This window comes from Pseudomonas sp. ChxA (assembly GCF_030263855.1).
Lineage (GTDB): Bacteria > Pseudomonadota > Gammaproteobacteria > Pseudomonadales > Pseudomonadaceae > Aquipseudomonas > Aquipseudomonas fluorescens_CB.
On sequence record NZ_JARPMK010000001.1, the window covers coordinates 5,101,004 to 5,127,834 of the forward strand.

22 protein-coding genes, 4 tRNA genes and 1 pseudogene are annotated in these 26,831 nt (G+C 61.2%); 9 read left to right on the top strand and 18 right to left on the bottom strand.

Annotation, left to right across the window (positions count from 1 at the left end):
• Positions 1-112: 112 nt before the first annotated feature.
• Positions 113-1,456 carry an MFS transporter gene (locus P5706_RS22790; protein WP_285681953.1) on the top strand — a complete coding sequence of 448 codons (1,344 nt, stop codon included), beginning with the start codon at positions 113-115 and terminating at the stop codon, positions 1,454-1,456.
• A 206-nt stretch (positions 1,457-1,662) separates the two neighbouring features.
• On the opposite strand, the gene P5706_RS22795 is transcribed toward P5706_RS22790, so the two are convergent.
• The 4 genes from P5706_RS22795 to P5706_RS22810 form a co-directional block, all read right to left on the bottom strand.
• Positions 1,663-1,738, bottom strand: a tRNA-Gly gene (locus P5706_RS22795).
• A gap of 4 nt (positions 1,739-1,742) precedes the next feature.
• Positions 1,743-1,818: transfer RNA gene (locus P5706_RS22800), tRNA-Glu, on the bottom strand.
• A gap of 105 nt (positions 1,819-1,923) precedes the next feature.
• A tRNA-Gly gene (locus P5706_RS22805) sits at positions 1,924-1,999 on the bottom strand.
• Positions 2,000-2,002: 3 nt separating this feature from the next.
• Positions 2,003-2,078 (bottom strand) — tRNA-Glu (locus P5706_RS22810).
• A gap of 371 nt (positions 2,079-2,449) precedes the next feature.
• Between P5706_RS22810 and P5706_RS22815 the strand changes: the two genes are divergently transcribed.
• Both P5706_RS22815 and P5706_RS22820 read left to right on the top strand, forming a co-directional pair.
• Positions 2,450-3,220, top strand: a complete 771-nt coding sequence (locus tag P5706_RS22815; RefSeq protein WP_200434852.1) for a hypothetical protein — start codon at positions 2,450-2,452, stop codon at positions 3,218-3,220.
• A gap of 1,026 nt (positions 3,221-4,246) precedes the next feature.
• Complete coding sequence (locus P5706_RS22820; protein WP_200434248.1) at positions 4,247-5,059, top strand: alpha/beta fold hydrolase; 813 nt, start codon at positions 4,247-4,249, stop codon at positions 5,057-5,059.
• A gap of 27 nt (positions 5,060-5,086) precedes the next feature.
• On the opposite strand, the gene P5706_RS37245 is transcribed toward P5706_RS22820, so the two are convergent.
• The 4 genes and pseudogenes from P5706_RS37245 to P5706_RS22835 form a co-directional block, all read right to left on the bottom strand.
• Positions 5,087-5,968 (bottom strand): methyl-accepting chemotaxis protein, encoded by an 882-nt coding sequence (locus P5706_RS37245; protein ID WP_425540636.1) that lies wholly within the window; start codon positions 5,966-5,968, stop codon positions 5,087-5,089.
• Positions 5,945-7,054, bottom strand: a pseudogene (locus tag P5706_RS37250) (HAMP domain-containing protein); the annotation flags it as partial. The gene P5706_RS37245 and the pseudogene P5706_RS37250, both read right to left, overlap by 24 nt.
• A 114-nt stretch (positions 7,055-7,168) precedes the next feature.
• Positions 7,169-8,581, bottom strand: coding sequence for an aminotransferase-like domain-containing protein (locus P5706_RS22830; protein WP_285681957.1), 1,413 nt, complete (start codon positions 8,579-8,581; stop codon positions 7,169-7,171).
• Between the two features lie 203 nt (positions 8,582-8,784).
• Positions 8,785-9,546, bottom strand: a complete 762-nt coding sequence (locus tag P5706_RS22835) for an SDR family oxidoreductase (protein WP_200434251.1) — start codon at positions 9,544-9,546, stop codon at positions 8,785-8,787.
• A 228-nt stretch (positions 9,547-9,774) separates the two neighbouring features.
• On the opposite strand from P5706_RS22835, the gene P5706_RS22840 reads away from it, so the two are divergent.
• Positions 9,775-10,782: an NADP-dependent oxidoreductase gene (locus P5706_RS22840; protein WP_285681960.1), complete on the top strand. Its 1,008-nt coding sequence runs from the start codon at positions 9,775-9,777 to the stop codon at positions 10,780-10,782.
• A 123-nt stretch (positions 10,783-10,905) separates the two neighbouring features.
• Here P5706_RS22840 and pyrF read toward each other — a convergent pair whose 3' ends face one another.
• Positions 10,906-11,604, bottom strand: a complete 699-nt coding sequence (gene pyrF, locus P5706_RS22845) for an orotidine-5'-phosphate decarboxylase (protein ID WP_200434253.1) — start codon at positions 11,602-11,604, stop codon at positions 10,906-10,908.
• A gap of 261 nt (positions 11,605-11,865) precedes the next feature.
• Between pyrF and P5706_RS22850 the strand changes: the two genes are divergently transcribed.
• Both P5706_RS22850 and P5706_RS22855 read left to right on the top strand, forming a co-directional pair.
• The gene (locus tag P5706_RS22850; RefSeq protein WP_056859738.1) at positions 11,866-12,630 is read left to right on the top strand and encodes a response regulator; all 765 of its coding nucleotides are present in this window, start codon (positions 11,866-11,868) and stop codon (positions 12,628-12,630) included.
• Entirely contained in the window at positions 12,630-13,664 is a 1,035-nt protein-coding gene (locus tag P5706_RS22855; protein ID WP_138449182.1) for a sensor histidine kinase, read from the top strand. The genes P5706_RS22850 and P5706_RS22855 overlap by 1 nt, the downstream gene beginning before the upstream one ends.
• On the opposite strand, the gene P5706_RS22860 is transcribed toward P5706_RS22855, so the two are convergent.
• The 9 genes from P5706_RS22860 to P5706_RS22900 all read right to left on the bottom strand — a co-directional run bounded on the left by P5706_RS22860 (position 13,661) and on the right by P5706_RS22900 (position 21,509).
• On the bottom strand, positions 13,661-14,722 hold the full coding sequence (locus P5706_RS22860) for an AI-2E family transporter (RefSeq protein WP_138816015.1): 1,062 nt from the start codon (positions 14,720-14,722) through the stop codon (positions 13,661-13,663). The two genes, P5706_RS22855 and P5706_RS22860, sit on opposite strands and share 4 nt — an antisense overlap.
• 73 nt (positions 14,723-14,795) lie before the next feature.
• Positions 14,796-15,614 (bottom strand): DUF4892 domain-containing protein, encoded by an 819-nt coding sequence (locus P5706_RS22865; RefSeq protein WP_200434254.1) that lies wholly within the window; start codon positions 15,612-15,614, stop codon positions 14,796-14,798.
• Between the two features lie 102 nt (positions 15,615-15,716).
• The gene (locus P5706_RS22870; protein ID WP_200434255.1) at positions 15,717-16,571 is read right to left on the bottom strand and encodes an alpha/beta hydrolase; all 855 of its coding nucleotides are present in this window, start codon (positions 16,569-16,571) and stop codon (positions 15,717-15,719) included.
• Positions 16,568-17,371, bottom strand: coding sequence for an alpha/beta fold hydrolase (locus P5706_RS22875; protein WP_065929511.1), 804 nt, complete (start codon positions 17,369-17,371; stop codon positions 16,568-16,570). The genes P5706_RS22870 and P5706_RS22875 overlap by 4 nt, the downstream gene beginning before the upstream one ends.
• A gap of 97 nt (positions 17,372-17,468) precedes the next feature.
• Entirely contained in the window at positions 17,469-17,912 is a 444-nt protein-coding gene (locus P5706_RS22880; RefSeq protein WP_169985755.1) for a hotdog fold thioesterase, read from the bottom strand.
• Positions 17,913-17,942: 30 nt separating this feature from the next.
• Positions 17,943-19,592, bottom strand: a complete 1,650-nt coding sequence (locus P5706_RS22885) for an AMP-binding protein (protein WP_285681970.1) — start codon at positions 19,590-19,592, stop codon at positions 17,943-17,945.
• Positions 19,593-19,678: 86 nt separating this feature from the next.
• Entirely contained in the window at positions 19,679-20,128 is a 450-nt protein-coding gene (sixA, locus tag P5706_RS22890; RefSeq protein WP_176991173.1) for a phosphohistidine phosphatase SixA, read from the bottom strand.
• On the bottom strand, positions 20,125-20,472 hold the full coding sequence (locus P5706_RS22895; RefSeq protein WP_200434257.1) for a DUF4389 domain-containing protein: 348 nt from the start codon (positions 20,470-20,472) through the stop codon (positions 20,125-20,127). The genes sixA and P5706_RS22895 overlap by 4 nt, the downstream gene beginning before the upstream one ends.
• 11 nt (positions 20,473-20,483) lie before the next feature.
• Entirely contained in the window at positions 20,484-21,509 is a 1,026-nt protein-coding gene (locus tag P5706_RS22900; RefSeq protein ID WP_200434258.1) for an NAD(P)H-dependent glycerol-3-phosphate dehydrogenase, read from the bottom strand.
• 193 nt (positions 21,510-21,702) lie between these two features.
• Between P5706_RS22900 and P5706_RS22905 the strand changes: the two genes are divergently transcribed.
• The 3 genes from P5706_RS22905 to P5706_RS22915 are packed head-to-tail and all read left to right on the top strand — an operon-like array spanning position 21,703 to position 26,652.
• The gene (locus tag P5706_RS22905; RefSeq protein ID WP_352231415.1) at positions 21,703-23,823 is read left to right on the top strand and encodes a TonB-dependent receptor plug domain-containing protein; all 2,121 of its coding nucleotides are present in this window, start codon (positions 21,703-21,705) and stop codon (positions 23,821-23,823) included.
• Between the two features lies 1 nt (position 23,824).
• Positions 23,825-24,754: an ABC transporter substrate-binding protein gene (locus tag P5706_RS22910; protein WP_285681974.1), complete on the top strand. Its 930-nt coding sequence runs from the start codon at positions 23,825-23,827 to the stop codon at positions 24,752-24,754.
• Positions 24,751-26,652, top strand: a complete 1,902-nt coding sequence (locus tag P5706_RS22915; protein ID WP_200434260.1) for an ATP-binding protein — start codon at positions 24,751-24,753, stop codon at positions 26,650-26,652. The genes P5706_RS22910 and P5706_RS22915 overlap by 4 nt, the downstream gene beginning before the upstream one ends.
• The last annotated feature ends 179 nt before the right edge of the window (positions 26,653-26,831 follow it).

The window sequence follows — 26,831 nt, forward strand, 5'->3', positions numbered from 1 at the left end:
CCTCTAAAACCACTAAAAGTGATGGAAGCGGGTGAGTTTTTGTCGCTTTTTTTTGACTGTGCGTCCGCTCTAAATTAAGCCCAAATACCCACAACAATAAGAAGGTCGCACCATGGCTAACTCAAAGCCTGCCCAGCCTGTCGCGCGCAGCCGCTATCGCTGGGCGGTCGCCGGATTGATTTTCGTCATCTACACCATTGCAGCGGCCGACCGCGCCAACCTCGGTGTGGCGATGCCGTTTATTCGCAAAGAGTTCGACATGAGCAACGCCGAGGCAGGCGGCCTGATGAGCCTGTTCCTGCTCGCTTATGCCTTGGCGCAAATTCCTGCGGGCTTTGCCTTCGCCCGCATCGGTGTGAGCAAAATCCTGCCTTCGGCCATGATCCTGACCTCGGTGCTGACCGGGCTGGTGGGCACCGCAGGCTCACTGCTGATGCTGAAGATCTATCGGTTTGGCCTGGGGCTGGCAGAAGGCCCACTGCCGATCAGCATGACGGCTACCATCAACAACTGGTTCCCTGCCAAAGAGAAGGGCATTGCCTCGGGGATCTTCCTGTCCGCGGTGAAGTTTGGCCCGGTCATCGTCCCGCCCCTGTGCGCAATCATCATTTCGGTCTGGGGCTGGCGCGAGATTTTCATCTTCTTCGCCATTCCCGGCATTCTGCTGTCGATCGCCTGGTACGTGCTGGTCGCCGACCACCCGTCGAAGAGTCGTTTCGTCAATAAGGCCGAACTCGATTACATACTGGATCAGCCCGACCCGGCGCAACCCGCTGTGGCGGTGGCCACCAAACCTGTGGCGAGCTGGCTGAACAGGCTCGATGTGCTGATCAAACGCCGTGCTGAACCCGCGCTCACCTCGAGCCGCCAGGTGTTCAAATCGTGGAATATCTGGGGCTGTGCGACCAGTTACTGCTTCCAGTTGGGCGTGTCCAGCGTGCTGCTGACGTGGATTCCCACTTACCTGATCACGGTCAAGCACTTCTCGATCATGAACATGGGCCTGGTATCTGCGGCGCCCTGGGTCGGCGCGGTGCTGGGCAACCTGCTGGGCGGCTACTGTTCCGATCGCTTTCTGGGGGGGCGGCGTAAACCCGGCATGCTGCTATCGGCCCTGGGCACTTCGCTGATGATGTACCTGCTGATCAACTCGCCCGCAGAGCCGATCGCGTATGGGTTGCTGCTGATGCTGACCGGCGTGGTGCTGAGCCTGGGCTTTTCATCTTATATGTCCTACCCCATGGGGCTGGCGTCGAAGGCCAGTTTTCCCATCGCCAATGCCATTGTGAACATGGTCGGGCAGCTGGGCGCTGCGGCAACCCCGTTCTTGACCGGCCTGCTGCTCGACAGCCTGGGTTGGAATTATGTGTTCATTTTCCTCGCCGTTGGCTCCTTCACCAGCTTCGTGCTGTTGCTGTCCATCGCCGAGCCCATTCCCCACACAGCACATGCCTAGCACTGTCACCAAGCGCCCCACGCAAAGGAATCATCGTGAATAAAACGCTCAACGCAGACCGCTTGACGATTGGCAAAACGGTGTGGCTGGGCTGCTGGCCGTCATGTCGGCGGTTACGGTGGGCCTGGGTATGTTCCTGACCCGGCTGATTAAAATCAGCGCAAACAAAAACGCCGATCATTGCTGATCGGCGTTTTTGTTGAATATGGAGCGGGAAACGAGACTCGAACTCGCGACCCCGACCTTGGCAAGGTCGTGCTCTACCAACTGAGCTATTCCCGCAAAATGGCGTCCCCTAGGGGACTCGAACCCCTGTTACCGCCGTGAAAGGGCGGTGTCCTAGGCCACTAGACGAAGGGGACACACAACTGAAACACATGGTGTGTATTTCAGTGCCCAGAGGTTAAATCCGAAGATTATGCCCTGGTTTCACTCAATGCCGCCCGAAGGCCACATTGCTTGTAAATTGGAGCGGGAAACGAGACTCGAACTCGCGACCCCGACCTTGGCAAGGTCGTGCTCTACCAACTGAGCTATTCCCGCATATGGCGTCCCCTAGGGGACTCGAACCCCTGTTACCGCCGTGAAAGGGCGGTGTCCTAGGCCACTAGACGAAGGGGACACACGTACAACATTCACTCCCTACCGCGTTTCGCTGTGTGCTTTACGCTGTAAGTGGCGCGCATTCTATGGATGGATTGAAAGGTCGTCAACCCCCAAGGATAAATTTATTTAAATCAATGACTTCGCCCTGCTTTCCAGGCCTTGGCGGGCATTCTGCCCGTCCGAGCTTTGACGCCTATATTCTGGCGCCCGACAAGGCGCTATAGTTCGCCCAAGCAAATGATGGCAATGTGCATCCATGCAGGGAGCCCGCCCGGCAATGCTTACCTATATAGAAGAAACTACCTGGGCAACTGGTCGAACAGTCCTATCCGCCGGATGGTCCAGTCACTACACTCCACAGCAAACCCTATAAAAGAGGTCACACCGGTGACACCACTCATGATCACCCTGCTGGTAATAGCCGGGATCGTAATACTGATCGCCATTGGCTACATGAACCACGTGGTGGAAAACAATAAGCTGGAAAAGAAACGTACCGAGATCGAGCTCAATGATCGGCTGCGTCGGTGCGGAGAAATCACCGAGACCTTTCCTGGCCAATTGATGACCCCGGCGCTCAAGCTGCTGCTCACCCGCCTTGAGCTCAACGTCAACCAGCGTCTGCTGCACCTCAATAAGTCCAGCGCAGCACTCAAGGCGCGTATCAGTGAGTTGAATGCGCTGATCGCCCAGGGCGAATCGATTCCGGTGACCAATCCACCGGCGCCGATCCAGACTGAAGCCAAGGCCAAGGATGTGCGTTTCCTCCTTGAAGCCCTGCATGGTCAAGTAACTCGCGCGGCGCAGGACGGTTTTTTGCCGACCAACGAGGCTAAGCACTGGATCAAGGAAATTCGCCATATCCTGGTGCTGCTGCACATTGAGTTTTTCAATAACCTTGGCCAGCATGCGCTGCAACAGAATCAACCTGGTCAGGCACGCTTGGCGTTCGAGCGCGGCGTGCAGTATCTGCGTAAACAGCCGGAGCCGGTGCTCTATAGTGCGCAGTTGCAATTGCTGGAGAATCAATTGGCCCGTGCTAATTCGACGGTACTGACTAACAGCAAGCCGGCTGAGGATGAGGTCAATGAGTTGACTGAAGGGCTTAAAGTTGTGGATGCGGATGCGGAGTGGAAGAAGAAAGCTATTTACGATTGATCGTTTGGGGGGCGCGCGCGGTGGATGGGTTGGTGGTGTGTATATCCGTTGCTGCGGTAACGGCCGCCTAGGGTTCCGCTCTTACAGCGGGTCACTTTTGCAAGGACCGGAATGCCGGCCCAGTCAAAAGTAACCAAAAGGTCCTCGCCCCACCACTCGGCACCTCGCTTAGGCTCGGTGTGCCAGAACGAAGGCTTGAATCCGTGGGCCGCCGCGATGGGCCATCCTTGGCCCAGCGCGGCTAACCCGGCGTCCTGCCGGGTTACCCACGGATTCAAGCCTGCGTTCGGCCAGCGTGGTTAACGGGGCGTCTCAGATCAAAATCAAGATCAAGATCTACAGCACGGCGGCCTGAAAGCCGACCTGAGTGGTTGAGGCAAAAGCCAGGTCAAGTGCAAAGCAAAAGCCTGTCTACCTGATACAACGCGGTCTAAATGTGGGAGCGGGCTTGCCTGCGATGCAGACACCTCGGTACATCAGCCACACCGAGTTGATGCCATCGCAGGCAAGCCAGCTCCCACAGTTGACCGAGTATGGCTTTGCTGTTGCTGTTGCTCCGGCCCTTACATCCTTTTCGATGACGAAGTCAGCGGTCTTTTGATCTGCGCTTTTGATCGTGATCTTGATCTGAAATCGCCCCGTCAAACACGATGGCCGCAATCTGACAGTGATTTGGGGGGTAAACCGGCAGGGATGCCGGTTTAGCCGCGCTGGGCCAAGGATGGCCCATCGCGGCGGCCCCCCAAATCACTGGCGGATTGCGGGCATGCCGAGCCTAAGCGAGGCACCGAGTGTTGGGGCGAAGACTTTTTGGTTACTTTTGTGTCTTTACAAAAGTGACCCGCTGTAAGAGCGGAACCATAGGTCGCCGTTACCTAAATAACGGATATTCACCCAACCCCAACCTAACCCCAACCTAACCCCAACCCACCACGCCACAACAAAGTGCCATCACTTTGCACCTATCCCCCCGCCCCCGACTAGCGTAAAAAAGTGCCCCTAACTCCGTGAAGTCAGAGGCCTGCTATGCCTGTCGCCGTCATTGATGGACAACCGCTGCACTACGTCGACCAGGGCACCGGCCCGGTCGTTCTGCTGGGCTCAAGCTACCTGTGGGACCGCCACATGTGGGCGCCGCAAATCGAAGCGCTGTCGCAACAGTACCGCGTGATCGTCCCCGAACTTTGGGGCCATGGTGAATCCGGCGCGCTACCGGCCCAAACCCAGTCCCTGGACGACCTGGCGCGTCAGACCCTGGCCCTGCTGGACCATCTGGACATTGCACAAATCAACCTGGTGGGCCTGTCGGTCGGCGGCATGTGGGGCGCACGTCTGGCATTGCTGGCGCCGCAGCGCATCAACAGCCTGGTGCTGATGGACACCTACCTCGGCGCCGAGCCCGAGGCCACGCGTCAGTATTATTTCTCGCTGTTCAAGATGATCGAAGACGCCGGTGCCATCCCTGAGCCGTTGCTGGATGTGATCGCACCGATCTTCTTCCGGCCAGGCATCGACCGCGAGTCGGCGCTGTACCAGGATTTCCGCCAGTCGCTGCAAACCTTCTCCAAAGAGCGTTTGCTGGACAGCATCGTGCCATTGGGCCGTCAGATATTCAGCCGCGCCGATATCCTCGACCAACTGCACCGCCTGGACACCGACACCACCCTGATCATGTGCGGTGAGCAGGACAAGCCACGCCCACCCGCCGAGTCCAAGGAAATGGCTGAGTTGATCGGTTGCAGCCTGACCCTGATTCCAGACGCCGGGCACATCTCCAGCCGCGAAAACCCGGACTTCGTCAACGAAGCCCTGCTGACCTTTCTCGCCAACAACGCCTGATCGCGCGGTTCCGCCTTTGCTCACTGATCAAAGGCGGAAGTGCCCCACCATGCCCTTGAGTTCAGCCCCCAACTGCGCCAACTGAATACTCGACGCGGCGTTGCCTTGCATGCTCAGCGCCGATTGGTCGGCACTCGCGCGGATACTGGTGACACTGCGATTGATCTCTTCGGCCACCGAACTTTGCTCCTCGGCGGCGGCGGCAATCTGCTGGTTCATCTGTTGGATCAGGGACACAGCTGCGGCGATGCTGCCCAACGCGCTCTCGGTTTCCAACGCATCGCTGACGGCCAGTTTCACCAGCTCGCCGCTTTGCTGAATCTGCTGCACCGATGACTGCGCCGCACTGCGCAACGTACTCACCAACCGCTCGATCTCCTCGGTCGATTGCTGAGTACGCTTGGCCAGCGCCCTCACCTCATCGGCCACCACCGCAAAACCTCGGCCTTGCTCGCCGGCACGGGCGGCCTCGATGGCTGCGTTAAGGGCCAGCAGGTTGGTTTGCTCGGCGACACTTTTGATCACCCCCAACACCGTGCCGATGTGCTGGATTTCGGCACTGAGGCTGTCGATGCTGGCGCTGGCACTGGTGCTGGAGGACGCCAGCAATTCAATGCGCTGCAGGCTCTGACGTACCACCTGTTGGCCGCTGTCGACCTTGGCATCGGCGGTTTGCGCCGCTTGCGCGGCCTCTTCGGCGTTGCGCGCTACGTCATGCACGGTGGCGGTCATCTGGTTCATCGCCGTGGCGACCTGTTCGGTCTCCTCCTTCTGGCTGCTGACCTCTACATTGGTTTGTTCGGTGACGCTGGAAAGTGATTGCGCAGAGCTGGCCAATTGCTCGATGCCGGCCTGCAGGCCGCTGACCATCTGGCTCAAGCCAGTGCTCATCTGTTGCATCGCTTGCATCAACTGGCCGATTTCATCACGCCGACTGACCTCCATCCGCCCACTCAGGTCTCCGGCCGCAATCTGCTGGGCCACTGCGATCACACTGCGCAGCGGCGCCACGATCAGGCGGGTAATCAGCCAGGCGGCAATCAGCCCCACCAACAACGCCAACGCCGAGGAGCCGATGATCAACAGTGTGCTTTTCCTTAATTGCGCCTGCATCGACTGGTCTTCGGCGGCATATGCCTGGTTGACCCGGCTGACCACTTGGTCGGCGCGCTCATGCAATTGCTTGTAGACGATTTTTTCCTGAGCCAGCAAACCAGTGTACTCACCGAGTTTTTCGCTGAAGGCGGCAATATGCCCGGACACCTCATTGAGCACGGTCTGGTAACCCGCGTCCTTGACCGAGGTTTTCAACTGCTCAACCTGCGCCAGTGCCTGGTCGGCCTGTTCGATCTTGCCCTGTTCGGCGTTGTCGGCATCCGCCTTGCGGCTCTGGTCCAGGCGCACCCGCGCCTCGTTCATGGCTTGCAGCATCAAGCGCGACACCTGGCTGACCTGCCCGGCCTGCTCGATAAACTCGGCGCCCTCCTTGCCCTGGCTTTCCTTGAGGCCATAGGCGCCATCGTCGGCCAGGCCGGCTTGCAGCACATCGAGGTTATTGGCCACGCTGGAGACCGACCAACTGGCCATCTCCAGCGCCAGGTCCTTGGTCTGGGTCAACTCGACAAATTCATCGAACGCCTTGCGATACGCGGCCAACGCCTGTTCAACGTCGCCCATCACCGGCACATTGGCAGCAGACTGGGCCTTGAGCGTGGCCGCCAGGGCAGCCAGGGCATCGACGCTTTCATGCAAAGCATCGACGGCTTTGGGGTCGGCATGCAAAGCGTAGTCTTGCTCGATCAAGCGCACCTTGAGCAAGCCGCTGTTGAGCGAGGACATGGCATTGAGGCCCTCGAAACGCAGGCCAACGGTTTGCAGCGACCACACGCCAATGGCCGCCACCAGCGCCGTCAGCAGCAGCACCAGGGAGAAGCCCAAGCCCAGTTTTTTTGCCATACCGAGGTTGGCGAAACGTCGTTGCACGGCCGAAATCATTGCACTTGAATCCTCTTGCACGGGCAGATGCCAGCAAGCCTGGTTGCCATGCAGCGAGATTCGCAACGACACGCCATTGGCACAAGACGTTGGCGTCACAATAATGGCAAAAAGCTACATGCTCGTCGTTTTCAGAATGGTCGAGGTCGATCTGGCAGGCCCCATGGCGCGGAACAACGCCAACGCCCGCTGATCAGCAGCATTGGCCACATTGATGCGCAGCCAGTCACTGGGTTCGCCCCGGGGAGTAAACAGCGCCCCGCCCGACAGCAGGATGCCAAGTCGACTCGCGCACGCCTGCAACCGTGAATGATCGCCCAGGCCCGGCCGCGCCCACACAAACATACCGCCAGCAGGCACGGCAAATACCTCCCACTCCTCATCCTCCAGTACCTGCAAGGTTGCCGCCATTTGCAGGTTCAAACGCTTGCGCAGGCGTTGCACCCACTTACGATAGTTGCCATTGGCCAGCAGCGTGGCGACGACTGCTTCGGCAAACCGCGAGGTGCCGATACCGGTCAGGGTCTTGAGGCTGGCCATTTGCGCAACGATGGCCGTGCTGGCACTGACGTAGCCCACGCGCAAGGCACTGCTCAGGGTCTTGGAAAAGCTTGATATGTAGATCACCCGGTCATCATGGGGCAATGCCGACAGTCGCGTGCAACTGGCGTGCTGCAGGTCGCCATAAACGTCCTCTTCAATGATCAGGAAGCCATCGCGTCGCGAAAGCTCCAGCAACCGCTCGGCCACGGCACGGCACAGGCTGGTGCCGGTGGGGTTGTGGTAGAGGCAGTTGATGAACAGGCACTTGGGGCGGTGCCGTTGCAGCAGTTGCTCAAGCACCGGCATGTCCGGGCCGCCCACGATGCGCGGGACCTCCAGCAACGTGACGCCATGGCGCTCCAACTGTCGATAGAGGTTGGCGTAGCCCGGCGTCTCGACCATCACCGTATCGCCGGCCTTGAGCAACGAGCGTATCAGCAGGTCCTGTGCATGGCTAGCGCCATGGGTGGTGAGAATGCGATCCAGGCAGGTGGCCACTTTTATCTGGGTCAGCCGCTTGAGCAGTTGCTCGCGCAGTACTGGCAGGCCCAGTGGCGTGCTGTAGTTGAAGAGGCCGGGCGTGTCGGTGCGGCTGATTTCACGTATTGCGTAGCATAAATCATCGCTCTCACGCCACGCGTCCGGCAGCCAGCCGCAACCCAGTTTCAACTCGCCCAACGGGCCATCGACATAGGTGCCCCACTCCAGTTCTGCACCTTCATACCAGTGGTTTTCATGGCAAACAGGGGGCTGGGCGACTACAAATCCCGAGCCTTGCCTAGACGCCAACAACCCCTGGGCCACCATTCGCTCGAAAGCCTCGATCACGCTGGACTGGCTGAGCAGGTTGTCGAGGGCCAGTTGCCGAATGGATGGCAAGCGCGTGCCGGGGCTCGCGCCGCTCTCGCGTATCCATTGCGCCACGGCGCTGACGATTTGCTGCACCACCGGTACAAGGGCTTGTCGATCGATCCCTAAATCCATGAGCCACTCACTTCAACTGTCTGTTATTCAACCCCAAACAGTTAAGCACAGAAGTTCGCTGAAGCCGGGCGCAAACACTTATTAAAGTATTGATTTTATTGACTTATTTACCTACTGATACACATTCTGACGAGGCCTTGTGCCAGCCGTGGAAACGCCCCACAGCGGCCCCATCCTTTTCCAAGAGTGCGTGGCGTTGAGTCCTAGATAGCCGTTGCGCCACCGTCCACTGCCAAGGCTTGCCCTGTGGTAAACGCCGCCCCATCACTGCACAGGTACAGCACGGCACTGGCGATCTCCTCGACCTTGCCGATGCGCCCAACCGGGTGCATGGCGGCGGCGAACTCGGCTTTGCGCGGGTCTGCTTCATAGGCACGGCGGAACATATCGGTGTCGATCACCGCAGGGCACACCGCATTCACACGGATTTTCTTCTTCGCATACTCAATGGCGGCCGATTTGGTCAGGCCGATCACGGCGTGCTTGGACGCCGCATAAATGCTCATCTTCGGCGCAGCGCCCAACCCGGCTACCGAGGCGGTGTTGACGATCGCGCCACCGCCCTGGGCCAGCAACAGCGGCAGTTGATACTTCATGCACAACCATACGCCCTTGACGTTAACGCCCATGATTGCATCGAACTCATCCAGACTGCCGTCGGCCAGTTTGCCCTTCTCGATCTCGATGCCGGCATTGTTGAAGGCATAGTCCAGGCGCCCATAGGCGGCGATGGTCTGTGCCATCAATTGCTGTACGTCGGCATCCAGCGTGACATTGCAACGCACGAACAGCGCTTCGCCGCCCGCCTGTTGAATCAACGCAACCGTGCCCTCGCCGCCCGCCACATCCAGGTCGGCAACCACTACTTTCAAGCCTTCTGCGGCAAATGCCAGCGCGGTGGCGCGGCCAATACCGGCGGCAGCGCCGGTCACCAGGGCCACCTGGCCGGAAAACGTCATGCTCATGGAGGATGTCCTATGCGAGAAATAGCCGTGGGCCGAGTCTAGCCAAGCGCACGGCGGGCGCGTCAGCACTATCATATGGCCGGTTGTGGCTGCATGAATCGCAGTGATAAGACGCCAGGGCCAACTATCAGCCCAACCTATTGGCGGGCATTCGCAGCCACCCTTAACCTTGCCCCCAGGCCGCTGAAGGGCTATCACTCAGGGTTCACTTCTAACAGAGTCCCTGCCATGACTGCCCAGACCAACCGCCAATTCCTGCTCGCCAAACGCCCGGTCGGCGCGGCCACGCGGGAGACCTTCACCTACCAGGAAGTGCCGGTGGGCACGCCAGCGGATGGGCAAGTGCTGGTGCGCAATGAATACCTGTCCCTGGACCCGGCCATGCGTGGCTGGATGAACGAGGGCAAATCCTACATACCACCGGTCGGCATCGGTGAAGTCATGCGGGCGCTGGGCGTGGGCAAGGTGATTGCTTCGAACAACCCGAAATTTGCCGTGGGTGATTATGTGAACGGCGCACTGGGGGTGCAGGACTACTTCCTGGGCGAGCCGCGCGGCTTTTATAAGGTCGACCCGAAACTGGCGCCGCTGCCACGCTACCTGTCAGCGCTGGGCATGACCGGCATGACCGCCTACTTCGCCCTGCTCGATACCGGCGCGCCCAAGGCTGGCGATACCGTGGTGATCTCCGGCGCCGCTGGCGCGGTGGGCAGCATTGCCGGGCAGATTGCCAAGCTCAAGGGCTGCCGCGTGGTGGGCATTGCCGGAGGCGCAGACAAGTGCAAGTTCCTCATTGATGAACTGGGCTTTGACGCAGCCATCGACTACAAAAGCGAAGACGTGCCCGCCGCGCTCAAGCGCGAATGCCCCAAAGGCGTGGACGTGTATTTCGACAACGTTGGCGGCGATATTCTTGACGCCGTGCTCAGCCGCCTGGCCTTGAAGGCACGGGTGGTGATCTGCGGCGCCATCAGCCAGTACAACAATAAAGAAGCGGTGAAAGGCCCGGCCAACTATTTGTCGTTGCTGGTCAATCGTGCGCGCATGGAAGGGTTTGTGGTGATGGACCACGCGGCGAACTTCGCGGCCGCCGGCATGGAGATGGCCGGCTGGATGGCTCAGGGCAAGCTCAAGAGCAAGGAAGATATTGTCGAGGGGCTGGAGACGTTCCCGGAGACGTTGATGAAGTTGTTCAACGGCGAAAACTTTGGGAAATTGGTGCTTAAAGTCAGCTGACCCACCGCAGAACCTGGTGTGAGCACTGTCAATGTAGGAGCTGGCTTGCCTGCGATAGCATCAACTCGGTATGGCTGAAAGACCGAGTTGCCCGCATCGCAGGCAAGCCAGCTCCCACAGGTATCAGGCGATTTCGGCGACGACTGCGGCCAGTGCCTTCGCTGGGTCTGCCGCCTGGCTGATCGGGCGACCGATCACCAGGTAGTCCGAGCCGGCATCCAGCGCCTGACGCGGCGTCAGGATACGGCGCTGGTCATCCTGGGCACTGCCCGCCGGACGAATCCCCGGGGTCACCAGTTGCAGCGACGGGTGCGCGTTCTTCAGCGCCTGGGCTTCCAGCGCCGAACACACCAGGCCATCCAGGCCAGCCTTCTGCGCCAAGGCTGCGAGGCGCAATACCTGCTCCTGCGGCTCGATGTCCAGGCCGATGCCGGCCAGGTCTTCGCGCTCCATGCTGGTGAGCACGGTCACACCGATCAGCAAGGGTTTCGGGCCGCTGCGCTGCTCGAGCACTTCGCGGCAGGCGTTCATCATGCGCAGGCCGCCGGAGCAATGCACATTGACCATCCACACGCCCATTTCGGCGGCGGCTTTAACCGCCATCGCGGTGGTGTTGGGGATATCGTGGAATTTCAGGTCGAGGAACACTTCGAAGCCTTTGTCACGCAGGGTGCCGACGATTTCGGCGGCGCAGCTGGTAAACAGTTCCTTGCCGACCTTGACCCGGCAAAGCGTGGGGTCCAACTGGTCAGCCAGCTTCAGTGCGGCGTCACGAGTGGGGTAATCCAGGGCGACGATGATAGGAGTCTGGCAGACGGACATTGGAATGGGCTCTCAGGCAAGTCGAAATCGGCGCGGATTGTAGCGCAAGCAGCGCCGTTACGGGATCCGATGATCGGTAAAATGCTGATCAAGCGCGCATAACCAAGGATTTCGAGCAATTGTGTCAAGACTGATACATTCCCGACATGCCCTCAACACGCCCCGCGACTAGCCTCGCGCACATGACCGCCCGTCCAGCACTTCCAGCCTTGGAGCTGGGCGCCTATGCTCACCGTAACAACCCAGGCAGATGATCGCACTATGCATACCCCTACCGTCTCTGTAAACGAAGAGCAAAAAGGCGCGGTGATCGCCGAAGACAAGCGGTGGAACACCCGCGCGCTGATCGTCGATGACGACCTGCCGATCCGTGAACTGCTGATCGACTACCTGGCCCGGTTCAATATTCTTGCCACCGGCGTCACCGACGGCACGGCAATGCGCACCGCCATGCAAGCCGAAACCTTTGACGTGGTGGTGCTAGACCTGATGCTGCCGGGCGAAGACGGCCTGTCGCTGTGCCGTTGGTTGCGCACTGAATCGGACATCCCGATTTTGATGCTCACGGCACGCTGCGAACCCACCGACCGCATCATCGGCCTGGAACTGGGCGCCGATGACTATATGTCCAAGCCGTTCGAACCGCGCGAGCTGGTGGCGCGTATCCAGACCATCCTGCGCCGGGTGCGCGATGACCGCACCGAGCAGCGCGCCAACATCCGCTTCGACAACTGGCGACTCAACAGCGTATTGCGCCAGCTGGTGGCCGACGATGGCCTGGTGGTGCCGCTGTCCAACGCGGAATTTCGCTTGCTGTGGGTGTTTATCGAGCGCCCGCGCCGTGTGTTGAGCCGCGAACAATTGCTGGATGCTGCCCGTGGCCGCTCCATCGAAGCCTTTGACCGCAGCATCGATCTACTCGTATCGCGCCTGCGCCAGAAGCTTGGGGATGACCCGAAAGCACCGCAACTGATCAAGACCGTACGCGGCGAAGGCTACCTGTTCGACGCCCGGGATATCGGTTGATGCGCGCCACCTTCAATACGCTGTTTGGCAGGCTGTTCGGCGTATTGCTGGTGGCTATTGTGCTCGCTCATGTACTGGCCATTTTCTGGTTCCGCCACTACGGCCCGCCACCACCACCGCCCCAGGAAACCTTCGTCGAGCAACCAGACGGCACGATGAAGCCTTTGGCTCGTCATCACCGGCCCTGGTACGGCGGCCCCGTGGTGCCGCTGACCTTCCAGTTTATCTCGCTGATCATCGCCGCCTGGTATGGCGCCAAACTGCTGAGCCGGCCGATCCAGCGCCTGAGCGCAGCGGCCGAACGCTTGAGCCTTGACCTCGACAGCCCACCACTCGACGAATCCGGGCCACGGGAAGCACGCCAGGCGGCATCGACCTTCAACCTGATGCAAAAACGCATCCGCGAACAAGTCAGCCAGCGCGCGCGCATGCTCGGCGCCGTCTCCCATGACCTGCGCACGCCGCTGTCACGCCTCAAACTGCGCCTGGAGCAGATCGAAGACACCAAGCTGCAAGGCCAAATGCGCCAGGACCTGGACGACATGATCGGCATGCTCGACGCCACCCTGAGCTACCTGCACGAACAACGCACCAGCGAGACCCGGCACTGGCTCGATGTGCAGGCGCTGGTCGAGTCCCTCAGCGAAAACGCCCAGGACCAAGGTTCGGACGTACAGTTCTCCGGCACGTGCGTACCGTTGCAGGTGCAACCGATGGCGCTGCGTTCATGCCTCAACAACTTGATCGACAACGCCCTGCGGTATGCCGGCACGGCGCGTATTGAGTTGGCGGACAGTCGTGGCGCCCTGGTGATCCGCGTGATCGACCACGGGCCAGGGATCGCAGCCGATAAACGCGAGGCGGTGTTCGAGCCGTTCTTTCGCCTTGAGGGCTCGCGCAACCGCAACTCCGGTGGCGTTGGCCTGGGCATGACGATTTCCAAGGAAGCCGTGGAACGCCTCGGCGGTCACCTCAGCCTGGAGGAAACCCCAGGCGGCGGCCTGACCGCCGTGATGTGGTTGCCGAGGGCCTAAAGGGCTTTGTCTTCGCGACGCTCCTGCGCCTGGGTCGCACTCCAATCCGTGAGCAAGCTGTAGGCCACCGCCAACAAGGTCGGGCCGATAAACAGACCGATAAAACCGAAGGCAATCAAGCCGCCAAACACGCCCAACAGCACGATCACCAGCGGCAAGTTGCCGCCTCGGCTGATCAGGTACGGCTTGAGCACGTTGTCCACGCCACTGATGATGAACGTACCCCATACACCGAGGAACACCGCATAGGTGTAGTCGCCCTTCCATGCCAGCCAAGCCGTGGCGGGGATCCACACCAGCGGCGGCCCCATGGGGATCAGGCTGAGCAGGAAAGTCACGATACCCAGCACCAGCGCGCCCGGCACACCTGCAATCAGGAAGCCGATCAGCGCCAGCAGGGCCTGGGCCGCCGCCGTACCAATCACACCGTTGACCACGCGCTGCACGGTGCCGGCCACCAGTTCGATGTAGTAACCGGCGCGCTCGCCGATCAGGCGTTCCAACAGGCGATGCACAAACACCGCCAGCCGCGGCCCATCCCGATAAAAGAAGAACACGAACACCAGGCTCAAGGTCAGTTCGAGAATACCGCCGCCAATTTGCGCACTGCGCGCCAGCAGCCAGTTACCCACCTGCCCCAGATACGGCTTGATGCTGACCATCAACGCCGCGCCCTGTTGGTCGATGCTGTCCCAGGTCGCCACCAGGCGCTCGCCGACAAACGGGATCGAACCCAGCCAAGTCGGCGCGGCCGGCAAACCGTCCACCTGGATATCCTTGATCAAGCCCACCGCATCGCGCACATGGTCGGCCAGGTTGAACCCCAGCCACACCAGCGGCACCGCCACCAGCAACATCCAGCCCAACGTGAGGATGCCCGCCGCCAGGGATTCGCGGCCACCCAGCCAGCGCGTGAGCAAACGCATCAGCGGCCAACTGGCAAACGCCAGCACCGCGCCCCAGAACAGCGCCGACCAGAACGGCGCCATTACCCAGAAGCTGGCACCAAACAACACCAGCAGCAGGATTTGCACCAGTAGGCGATCGTTATTGAGCATCGGGTATCTCGAGAATAAGGCTGTAGGAAGAGAGCTTAGGCGAACGGCGCGGGTCCGTTCGCCTTGATAACGGTCAGCGTATCAGATGCAGGTGCAAACCCTTAGCCTCACCGCTGCCGGTTTCCAGGCGGGCGGCACGCACACCGCTGTCGATCAGGCCCTGGCGCCAGGCTTCGGCAGTTGGCCCGGTGAGGCTGACGCGCAAGGTGGCGTCGAGGTTCAAGCCACGGGAAATCAAGGTTAGCCAAGTGGCGTCAGGTTCGTTGCCGAGCGTGGGGAAGTCCAGCTCGCCGGTGCTTTTCAGCTCGCGCAGCAAGGTCGCCGAGGTGGGCAGCAAGTCGCCCAAAGGCGCACTGGCGTCCAGTTGTTCTACATGCAGATAAGCACGGCGGTTGCCGCGCGTAATGCCATATAGCGCCACCAGCGAATTGTCTTGCGGGGCGGCCAGGCGCAGCAGCAGGTATTCCTGCTGGCCGTCGGCGCCGACCAGCTTCGCATTGCCGAACACTTCATTGGCCCACAGGCTGCTTTCGCCGCAATCACGTGCCTGGCACCAGAACAACAGTTGCGCGCCCTTGGCCTGCAGCGCTTCGCGCGTCGCCGTAAATGCGGCGCTGGACGTGTGTTCGGCGGGCAGCTCATAGGTGATGGCCGTGGCTTGGCCGCGGGCCGTGGCCTGGCCTTCGTAGCGCAGCTGGCCGCTGATCTTGCGGATCGCGCCCAGCGGGTAGATGCGTTCTTTTTCTTCAGCGGGGCGGTAATCGACGATTTGCGCGTCGACCTGACGGGCCACGGCGGGTAGATCCTGGCTGCCCGGCAGGTCGGCGGCGAACACCAAGGGGCTCAAACAGCACAGCCCAAGGGCACGGAGACATCCTTTACGCAGGCTCATCGGATGGTTGAGCCCTGGCCATTAGTGGTCGCAGCGGTATTCATAGCGTTCATGGTTGACTCCCTTTCAATCCGCCCAGCCTCGGCAGTTGACCCCGCCAAGTCAAGGCGTGGAGAAGAACCGATTGAAACAGTCTGCAACAAGGATCGCTCCAGGCTCGTCATTCAGGTGTAAATGATGGCCGCCCGGCAGTGTGTTCACGGTAAAAGGTAGCTGAGAAAGCAATTCGGAATGTTTCGCCAGCATGCCGTCAGCCGCGACGACCAATTGTGTAGGGCAACCTACACGCCGCACGAAAGCCATCGCCTGCTCATCGGTCAGGCGCATCGGCGATGCCAGGGTCAAACGCGCGTCGGTGCGCCAAGTATAGCCGCCCGGCACGGGCATCAAACCGCGCTGGGCCAGCAGTTCAGCGGCCTCACGGCTGACCGCCACCACGCCTTTCATGCGCGCTTCAACGGCCCGATCCAAGGTGCTGTAGACCGGTTTGCGCTTGTCTTGCAGACTCAATTGCGCCTGCAACGCCATGCCGAGGCGCTCGGCGGCGTTCTCGCCGGCGGCGGTCGGTGGAATCACACCGTCGATCAACCCCAGGTGGGTGACGCGTTCCGGCAGCGCTCCGGCGAACACCAGGGAAACAATGGCGCCTAGGGAATGGCCAAGTAATGCAAAACGTTTCCAGCCCAGTTGTTCAGCCACTTGCAGCACATCAGACACGTAATCCCATAAGGCATAACCGGCCCCGGCAGGTCTATGGGCAGAGTGCCCATGCCCGGCCATGTCCAGCGCAACGATGCGCAAACCCGCAAGCTTGGGTGCCAGCCGCGCAAAGCTGTTGGCGTTGTCGAGCCAGCCATGCAGGGCGATCACCGGCAGGCCGTCTTCAGGCCCGAACAGATGCGCGGCCAATTCGATATGCGGCAGGCTCAGGCGCACTTCTTCGACCGGGTTGCTCATGCGCAGCTGCGCTCGCGGGCTTGCCAGCGGGAAAACAGGTTCTTGATCAAGGTCGCGGTGTCCTGGGGGCGTTCGAGGGGAAACATGTGGCCGCCGGGCATGGTGAGCATTTCGCCCATCGGCAGGCGGTCGACACCGCTGGCATGGTGACGCATCACCACCCGGCTCTGGCGTCCGCGCACCACCGCCAGCGGCACCTTCAGTTGGCGAACCTGGCCTGGGCTGGTGTGGGGCACGCCTCGGTAGATACTGATCTCGGTGGCCGGGTCAAAGCGCAAGCGCAGGCGATCGCCCACCTGTTGCAGGCCGTGTTGCAGGTACGCGTCAAAGCATTCCGGGTCGAAGCCGCGAAACAGCGTCTTGCCGGCGAAGTAGCTGCGTGCGGCAGCCAGGTCGCTGAATTCTTCACGCCGACCCAAGGTACGCCCGGCGGGAGTCAGGCGGTCGATAAAACCAAAACGTTTGGCGGCGCGAATCACCCAGCGGTCAGCGCGGGTCAACACCGGCGAATCAAGCATCACCACGCCACGGTACAGCTGCGGGCAGCGCATGGCCGCATGCAAGTGCAGCACGCCGCCCAAGGAATGGCCCACGCCCCACACCGGCTCCGGTTGCTGTTCCAAATGGTGGATCAGCTCATCCACCAGGTTCTGCCAGTTGTCGTCCACTGGAAACCTGGGGTCGTGACCGTGCTGCGGCAAATGCGCCACCGCGTATTCCGGGGCCAGGGCGGCAAACAACTTGCCGTAGGTGGCCGAAGGAAAGCCATTGGCATGGGCAAAAAACACGTGCTGCGACATACAGGATCCATCTACGGGAACAGAAGTGAATTGTCACCAGCCTTGAGCCGCACAGCAATGACTGTAACCGCCAGGAATGATGACACTCACGCCACGCCTATCGTGCCGGCGGGTTCTCGCCCAACGGCACCACGGCCATGGTCAGGCGCGACACGCAGCTGGCCTTGCCATCGTCGCTGGTCAAGCGAATGTCCCACACCTGAGTGGTACGGCCGATATGAATCGCCCGTGCCACCGCCGTCACTCGCCCGCTGCGCACACCACGCAAGTGGTTGGCGTTGACCTCAAGGCCCACGCAATAGAACTTGCTGGCATCAATGCACAGGTAAGCCGCCATGGAGCCGACGCTTTCGGCCAGCACCACCGACGCGCCACCGTGCAGCAGGCCGTACGGCTGGTGGGTGCGATGGTCGACCACCATGCTTGCGGTCAACGACTCGTCGTCGAAGCTTTCGAAACGGATATCCAGCAATTCACCGATGGTGTTTTTCTGGATGGCGTTGAGTTGCTCGATATTCGGTTGGGTGCGCCACAAGCTCATGAAGTTGTCCTTATTGGTTTTATTACGACCCTAATCCTGCCACACAATCGTTTCGCTGCGTTCGCTCCAGGGCGAAAATTGTGCACCGTAAGTCGACTCGATCACGTTGCGTTTTATCTTCAAGGTCGGCGTCAGAAAGCCGTTCTCTACCGCCCAACTGTCTTTCACTATTACTAGTTGGCGTAAGCGCTCGTGCTTGTCCAACGCGCCGTTGACCTGTTCCAGCCAGCGCTCCAGGCTGCTGCGCAGCGCCTGCCGGTCCTGGCTGCCGGCTGACAGCACGCACAAGCCCATCGGCGCCAACAGGCCATCGCCAACCACACAGACTTGTTCGATGCGTGCATGTTCAGCCAGGCGGTTTTCGATCGGCGCCGGGGCTACGTATTTGCCCTTGCTGGTCTTGAAGATCTCCTTGAGCCGCCCGGTCAGACGCAGGCGGCCGTCGGCGTCCTGCTCGCCCTTGTCGCCGGTGCGCAGGAAGCCATCGTCGGTGAGGGTTTCGGCAGTTTTCTGCGGGTCCTTGAAGTAGCCGAGCATCGTGGCGCCGCTGCGCACCTGCACTTCGCCCGCCGGGTCGATGCGCACTTCGACGCCAGGGCATGGCAGGCCGATCCAGCCAAGCGTTTGCTGGCCAGGGCGGGACACGTGGGAATAGCCGCAGCTTTCGGTCATGCCATACACCTCCAGCACGTCCAGGCCCAGGCGTTGATACCAGCGCAACAGCGCCTCGGGCACCGGCGCTGCGCCGGACAGCGCGATGCGCAGGGCATCCAGGCCCAGCCCGGCCAACACTTTATGGCCGACGCGCTTGCCGATAAAAGGCAGACGCAACAGGGTATCGAGGCGTTTTTCCGGCACTTTGGCGTAGACGCCCATCTGGAACTTGGTCCAGATACGCGGTACGCCGAACAAGGCCGTGGGGCGCGCCCGGCGCAGGTCGGTCAGAAAGGTGTCGAGGCTTTCGGCGAAAAACACGGTTTGCCCGGTATAAATTGCAGCCAGCTCGACAAACATGCGCTCTGCCACATGGCACAGCGGCAGGTAGGACAGCAGCCGGTCGTCCTCGCCCAAGCCAAAGATCTGCGTGCCGCGCGTGGCGGCAAAACCCAAGGCGCCGAAGGTTTGCATCACGCCTTTGGGCAAGCCGGTGGTGCCGGAGGTGTAAACAATGGTGGCCAGGTTCGCGGCCTCTGGCAGAGGGTTGTCCTGGATCGGCGAACAGCCTTGCAGGTCTGACCAGCTGAAATCAAAGTCGCCGGCCGGGCACAACGGCAAGCTGATGGTCGGCAACCCGGTTGGGATGCCGGGCGCCATGGCGGGCCAGTCATCCAGCTTGCCGATCAACACCAGCGCCGCCTCCGAATGCGTGAGCACATGGTTGACGGAGTCCGCCGTGAGGTTGGGGTACAACGGCACCGAGACATGCCCGGCCATCCAGATCGCCAGGTCGGCAATGATCCAGTGCGCGCAGTTTTTCGAGATCAGGGCAATGTGCGAGCCTTGGGGCAATGCCCGGGCGCGCAGCCAATGCGCGGCGCAACGGGCCTGATGGCCGACATCGCCCCAGGTGAGCGTCTGCACCTCGCCGCCGCCGATGGGTTGCACCAGAAAGGGTTTGCGCGGGTGTCGCGCTTCACGTTCGAAGAAGACCTGCAACGGCAAACGAAAAGCGACAGGCATGGGACGCGCTCCTTTGTGATCCGATGATAGCCAACCAAGCACTTGCTTGGTTGACTATATAGCACACAAAGTCGCGATTGCTTTTGCTACGGATGCTTCACACTGACCAGGCTCATCAGCCCCGCCAGCGGAAAATCGCCTTCCAGCTCCGCCAGGCTGGCAGTGTGCATCGGCTCCGGCTGGCGCTGGTGGCCATGCTGCAAAAAGCTGATCAGGCTGCCAACCAAGGGTTGGTGGCTGACCAGCAGTACGTTGTCATCGGTGTCGAGCTTTTCCAGCACTTGCAGCGGGTTGCCGTCGGGTGTCAGCCACGGCACGGTGCGGATCTGCGGCTCAAACCCCAGCGCGTCACGCACCAACTGCGCGGTCTGCTGCGCGCGCACATAAGGGCTGGCGATAATGGCACTGATGGGCTGGCCAATCAGGTGCGCGGCACTGCGCAAGACTTCGCCACGGCCATGCTCGGTGAGGTTGCGCTCGGCGTCGGTACGCGCATGCCCTTCGGCTTCACCGTGACGCAAAATCCATAGCTTCACAGCTTTGGCTCCTCATCTCGCGCCGGGTGCGGCGCGGGCGGCACGCTGTGGGCGGCTTCGCCTTCGGGGGCGCGTGGGGTTGGCCAATCGGCAAACGGCCAGGGTTTCTGCTCGGTGTGAAAGCTGCCGAAACGGCCGATCTGCGCCAGGAACTGGCTGAGGCTGTCGCCAAAGTTCATCAGGCCCAGGTTCGGCGCGCCATAGATCAGGCGATAAATCAGTTGCACCACCACCAGCGCTCCGAGCAGGAACTGCGCCACTTGCCACACCAGGGCAAACACCAGCATCCACAGGATGCGCAGCAGGATGGACTCGTATTTTGGGCTGTCTTTCGGATCGTTCATGTGCGCGTTCCTCAGTTGAAACCGCTGGTGGAAATAAAGTCGACGTCGGTTTTGGGCTCGGCGCGCATCAGCAACTCGATCACCTGGTTCAAGGTGCGCCCTTCAAACAGGATCGCGTGCAGCCCGGCGACCAGTGGCATATACACACCGACTTCCTGGGCCTTGGCCTTCAATACCTTGAGGGTGTTGACGCCTTCGGCGACTTCGCCCAGGCGCGTGACCGCATCTTCCAGGCTCAGGCCCTGGCCGAGGGCGAAACCGACTTGATAGTTGCGGCTTTTGGGCGACGAGCAGGTCACGATCAAGTCGCCCACGCCGGCCAGACCGAGGAAGGTCATCGGGTTGGCGCCCTGGTTCACGGCAAAACGGGTCATTTCCGCCAGCGCGCGGGTAATCAGCATGCTCTTGGTGTTCTCGCCCATGCCCAGCGCCACGGCCATACCGGCGATGATCGCGTAGACGTTTTTCAACGCACCGCCCAGTTCGACGCCGAAGCGGTCGCCACTGGCGTAGACGCGGAAGGTGCGGCCATGCAGCACGGCCTGGACGCGTTCGCAGAGTGCTTCGTCTTCGCTGGCAACCACTGTGGCGGTCAGCGCGTGCTCGGCGACTTCCCGCGCCAGGTTCGGCCCGGACAGCACGCCGATGCGCGCCTGCGGGGCGATCTCTGCAAGGATTTCGCTCATCAGCTTGAAGGTGTGCGCCTCAATGCCTTTGGTCAGGCTGACAAGCAGCTTGCCGGCCAGGCGTTCAGCGTGAGGCGCCAGCACCGAGCGCAAGGCGCTGGATGGCAGCGCGACAAAGCACAGGTCACAGTCGGTCAGCGTAGCCAACAAGTCGGTGACCGGCTCCACTGCCGGATGAATCTTGATGCCTTTAAGGTAACGGGGGTTTTCCCGATGCACGCGAATGGCCTCGGCCTGCTCGGGATCGCGCATCCACTGGCGCACCGCGTGGCCGTTTTCAGCCAGCAGGTTAGCCACGGCGGTACCAAAACTTCCGCCTCCCAGGACCGCAATAGGGCGCTGTTCAGTCATATGCAATCCGTTAATCCTTACATGGCGATGGCGGCATTATACGGGGCGACCCGCTTGCGGCCAGCCCCCGCGTCAATTCGTGCGCTTGTCGGAAAATGCCACAATTGTGTGAAGTAATTGCAAGTCCCACGACTGGCAAATGGCCCCACCTCAGTTAACATGGGCGGCTATCCGCAATTATCAAGGCTGCACCGTGTATCTGGGCCCTCCTCCTCGCTCATCTCTGTTGCTGATGTTGCTGTGCAGCACACCTGCGCTGGCTGATGACCTGTTCCTCGACAGCCAGCCACTGCCGCAAGTGTTGACCGCCACACGCCTCAAGCAATCGGCCGCGGCCGTGCCCGGCAGCATGACGGTGATCGACAGCGAGCTGATCAAGGCCAGCGGCGCACGCGACATCGCCGAGCTGCTGCGGCTGGTGCCGGGGATGATGGTCGGCTACACCACCGGCAACCAGGCGGCGGTGAACTACCACGGCACCAGCGCCAGTGACGCGCGACGCATGCAGGTGTTGATCGACGGGCGTTCGGTGTACCGCGCGGGCCTGGCCACCGTGGACTGGAGCGACATTCCGGTGGCCATGGAAGATATCGAGCGCATCGAGGTATTCCGTGGCCCCAACACCGTCAGCTACGGCGCCAACGCGCTGATGGCGGTGGTCAATATTCTTACGCGCTCACCGGCCAACAGCCACGGCTCGCGGATTAAAGTCATCCGTGGCCAGCGCGGCATCAACGACTACTACGCCAGCCAGGGCGTGGGTTGGGAAACCGGTGACTTGCGCCTGTCCTTGTCCGGCCAGCAGGACGATGGCTTTGACAGCAACGCCGTCGGCGCCGACCGGCGCGACAGCCGCCGCCTCAACCGCTTCAGCCTGGCGGTGAGCCAGGCCCTGAACGCGCAGCAGAGTCTCGATTGGCAATTTGACGCCAAGGAAGGCACCAACCAGCGTCCTTATACCTACATGCCGGTGTTTGCCGGGATTACCGAAGGCGGTACCAATTCCGATGTCGTCGCCAAGGACTATGCCGGGTCCTTGCGCTGGAACTTCGATTTCAACCCCGAACACAGCTTGTACATTCAGGGCTCGGCCCAGCAATGGGACCGCCAGCAAGTCTGGAAAGCCTGTGACGCCAAGGTCTCGTTCAGCCCGGAGCTGACCCGGCTGTGGCAGTTGAACCCCAACTATGCCGAACAGCTGGCGCGGCACATGGACACCTACAGCCAGGGCGTCGCACCACCCGGCAGTGCCGCCGAACAAACGCTGGGCAACCAGGTACTGGACCAGTGGCGCAACGGCGCCAACCAGAGCGTCTGTGGCGACATCGACCAAAGCACCCGCGAAAGCCGCTACGACCTGGAGATCCAAGACACCCTGAGCCTGTCCGATAGCCTGCGCCTGGTCAGCGGCATGAACTACCGTTACGACCGCGCCGACTCCGACACCTACTTCAACGGCACCCTCGACGACACCACCTGGCGCTTGTTCGGCCACCTGGAATGGCGCGCCAGCGAGCACTGGCTGCTGCAAGGCGGCGCCATGTACGAAGACACCCACCTGAGCGGCAACTCGCTGACACCGCGGGTGGCGGTCAACTACCTGATCAACCCGCGCCACGGCCTGCGGGCGGTGTACTCCGAGGCGATTCGCTCGCCGGACATGTTCGAGAACAACGTCAACTGGAGCTATCGCGTCACCAATTTGAGCTCCCCGGCCTACGGGCAGAACTCCGGGCAATATTTTGTGGTAACGCGGGGCCCCGGCAACCTCGATAAAGAGTTGATGCGTTCACGAGAGCTGGGCTACAACGGCTTCTTTGCCGACTTCGGGTTGAATGTCGACGTGAAACTGTTCTACGACGAAATCACCGAGATGATCAGCTCGCCGCTGCGCAACAACCAATACATTGCCAGCAACGCCAACAGCGCGCGGTTCACCGGCGCCGAATCGCAGTTCGATTGGCGCATGAGCAATACCGACCGCCTGCGCCTGACCTATGCTTACGTCGACGCCGAATCCAGCAACCCGCTGGACAAGGCGCAAACCGCGCGCAACAGCGGCTCGGCCGGTTGGCTGCGCGAGTGGGGCCACGGCTGGTCCAGTGCGCTGTTCTACTATGGCGACGATGCGCTCAACCAATATCGCTTCGAACGGGTCGACCTGCGGGTGGCCAAGCGCATTGCCCTGGGCAAAGCCAATGTGGAGCTGGCCGGCATGTTGCAACAACGCCTCGATAACCAGCCCACCACCTGGGCCGACAACAACTACGACAGTCGCCATGTTCTCTACTTCAGCGCGGAGCTGGAATTCTGACATGGGCGCTCAGTCACGGATGACCCCCTTCTTTATCTTTCGGCTCTGGCGGCGCGCCTTGCTGCTGGTGTGCCTGTTGCTGACCGCGCCGGCGTGGAGCGCCGATATCCTGTTGACCGCCGCCGAAGACGGTGCTGGTGTTCAGGCATTTACCCAAGCCCTCGCCCAGCAGCGCCCCGCCGACCACGTGAGCTTTGTCGCGCTCAAAGACTTGCCCGCGCCGAGCCAGTTACCGCCCAGCACACGCCTGATCCTGCTGGACTTGCCCGGCCTCGATTGGCGCCTGCAGGATGACCAGGGCCCGCCGACCCTGGTGTTGCGTATCAGCCGCCTGCAAGCACGCCAGCGCCTGGGCACCACCCACCTGGCAAAAATCAGCCTGTTGTGGAGCGACCCGCCGCTGGCGCGCCAGCTCAGTCTGATCGCCAACATCCTGCCGCAGGCCCAACGCGTCGGTGTGCTCTATGGCGCCGACAGTGAATTTCTACTGCCGCAGTTGCGCGAGTATGCAGCGCCCATGGGCCTGGAAATCGTGGCGCAACGCTGGGACAACATCAACGACAGCCGCCCGTTGCAAAACCTGCTCAAGAACAGTGACGTGCTGCTCGGCCTCGACGACCCGCAGTTGTACAACCCGAAAACCGTGAAGAACCTGTTGCTCAGCAGCTACGCCCAGCAACTGCCGCTGGTGGGGCCCAACGCTGGGTTCGTCAAGGCCGGCAGCCTGGCCAGTACCTACAGCGACCAGGCCGACTGGCTGGCGGTGCTCGACCGTCTGCTGGATCATCCGCCAGCCAGCTGGCCACGCAGCCTGTACCCGCAACAGTTCAAAGTCGTGGGCAACCCGCAGGTCGCGCGCTCACTGGGGATCGAACAGGTGGACGAAACCGCCGTCGCCGCCCGCTTGGCCGAAGGAGAAAAACGCCCATGACCTTGCGCCGTCGTTGGGACATCAACACCCGCACCCAGCTCATCACCCTGGGCCCGGCGCTGTTGCTGACCTTGCTGTTGATCAGCTTCTTTACCTTCGTGCGTATCCAGGACTTGCGCCAGGAACTCGACCACACCGGCCAGTTGATCGCCAACCAGTTGGCCCCGGCCACCGAATACGGGGTGATTTCGGGTAACAACGACGTGCTCGAAAGCCTGCTGCGTGCCACGCTGGCCACCCCGCATGTGCGCTTTCTGGAGATTCAGGACAGCACTGAGAACATCCTGGTATACGTCGAGCAACCTTCGGAGAAACACGACCGTTCGCTGTCGGTGAAAGTGTTCCAGGCGCCCATTCGCTTGCAGCATATCCAGTTGGGCAATGACTTTTTCCAGGACAACCTCAACGAACCCAAGGCGCCGCGTGCCGATTACCTGGGCCGGGTGATCGTCGGCATGTCCAACGACGCGTTCAGCCAGCGCCAGCAGGAGATTCTGTTCAAGGCCGGGATTCTTGCGCTGTTCGCCCTGCTGTTTACCTTCCTGCTCGCACGGCGCCTGGCCGCCAGCCTGTCGCAACCGATCAGCGCCATGGGCCACGCGGTAAAAGCCATCCAGCAAGGCGACTACAAGACGCCGCTGCCGATTGTCGATGACTCCGAGCTGGGCGACTTGTCGCGGCACATCAACAACCTTGCCGAAGGCCTTAACCAGGCCAGCCGCGAACAGCATCAGGCCATGGCCCAGTTGATCCAGACCCGCGAAGAAGCCGAACGGGCCAACAATGCCAAGTCGGACTTCCTGGCGATGATGAGCCACGAGCTGCGCACGCCCATGAATGGCGTGCTGGGCATGCTGCAACTGCTGGAAACCACCGAGATGACCGAGGAGCAGACCGAGTACGCGGCGCTGGCTTCGGAGTCCACCGAGCACCTGCTTAAAGTCATCAACGACATCCTCGACTTCTCACGTATCGAACGCGCCGCGCTGGAGCTCGAACACATCCCCTTCAACCTCGCGGACTTGATCAGCAGTTGCGCCCAGGCCTTCCAGCACAGCGCCCAACAGCGCGGGCTGAGCCTGGAATTGCCGATCCCGCTGGGCATGGACGCCCTGCGCGTGCAGGGTGACCCGACGCGTATCCGCCAAATTCTGGTGAACCTGATCGGTAACGCGCTCAAGTTCACCGAGCACGGCAGCGTTACTGTCGAGCCGCATTGGCAAACCCTCGACCATGAACTGGTGTGGTTCACCTGCACGGTGCGCGACAGCGGCATCGGGATTTCCGCCGAACGCCTGGAGCTGATGTTCGATGCGTTTCAGCAGGCTGACAGTTCCATTTCAAGACGTTACGGCGGCACCGGCCTGGGCCTGCCCATTGCCCGCACGCTGGCCGAACGCATGGGCGGTACGCTGCGCGCGCAAAGCCAGGAAGGCCGTGGCTCGGTGTTTACCTTGGAAATTCCACTGGCCATCGACCAGCACAGCGGGCCGACGATCGCCCTGGATGCCGAGGGCAAAGCCAGCGCGGGGGATGGCCGCCATGTGTTGCTGGTGGAGGACAACCCGGTCAACCGCACCGTGGTCGAAGCCATGTTGCGCAGCCTAGGGTTTGAAGTAAGCCTGGCTACCGACGGCGCCGAGGCGATCCGCAGCGCCGAGAGCCTGATTTTTACCGCAATCTTGATGGATTGCCGCCTGCCGTTGATTGATGGCTACGAAGCCACTCGCCAGATTCGCCAACTGCCCGGCTGCGCTGACCTGCCGATCATCGCGCTGACGGCCAACGCGTTGCAAGGCGATCGCGAAGCCTGCCTGGCAGCCGGAATGAACGATTACCTGGCCAAGCCGTTCAAACGCACGGATTTGCAACAAATCCTACAACGCTGGGTGCAATAGTGCCGCACCTTCAACCAACTCCGACTGGCGTGAAACACGAAAGTGCGGCAGTCTTAGGCACCCAAACGGGCCGATAAACAGGCTCGGTTTAAAATTTCAGTGAACAAGTGTACATTGAGTGCCTTGACGCTGTGACTTTCACTACAACGCAATAGTCTATGTGTAGGCTGCCGGTATGA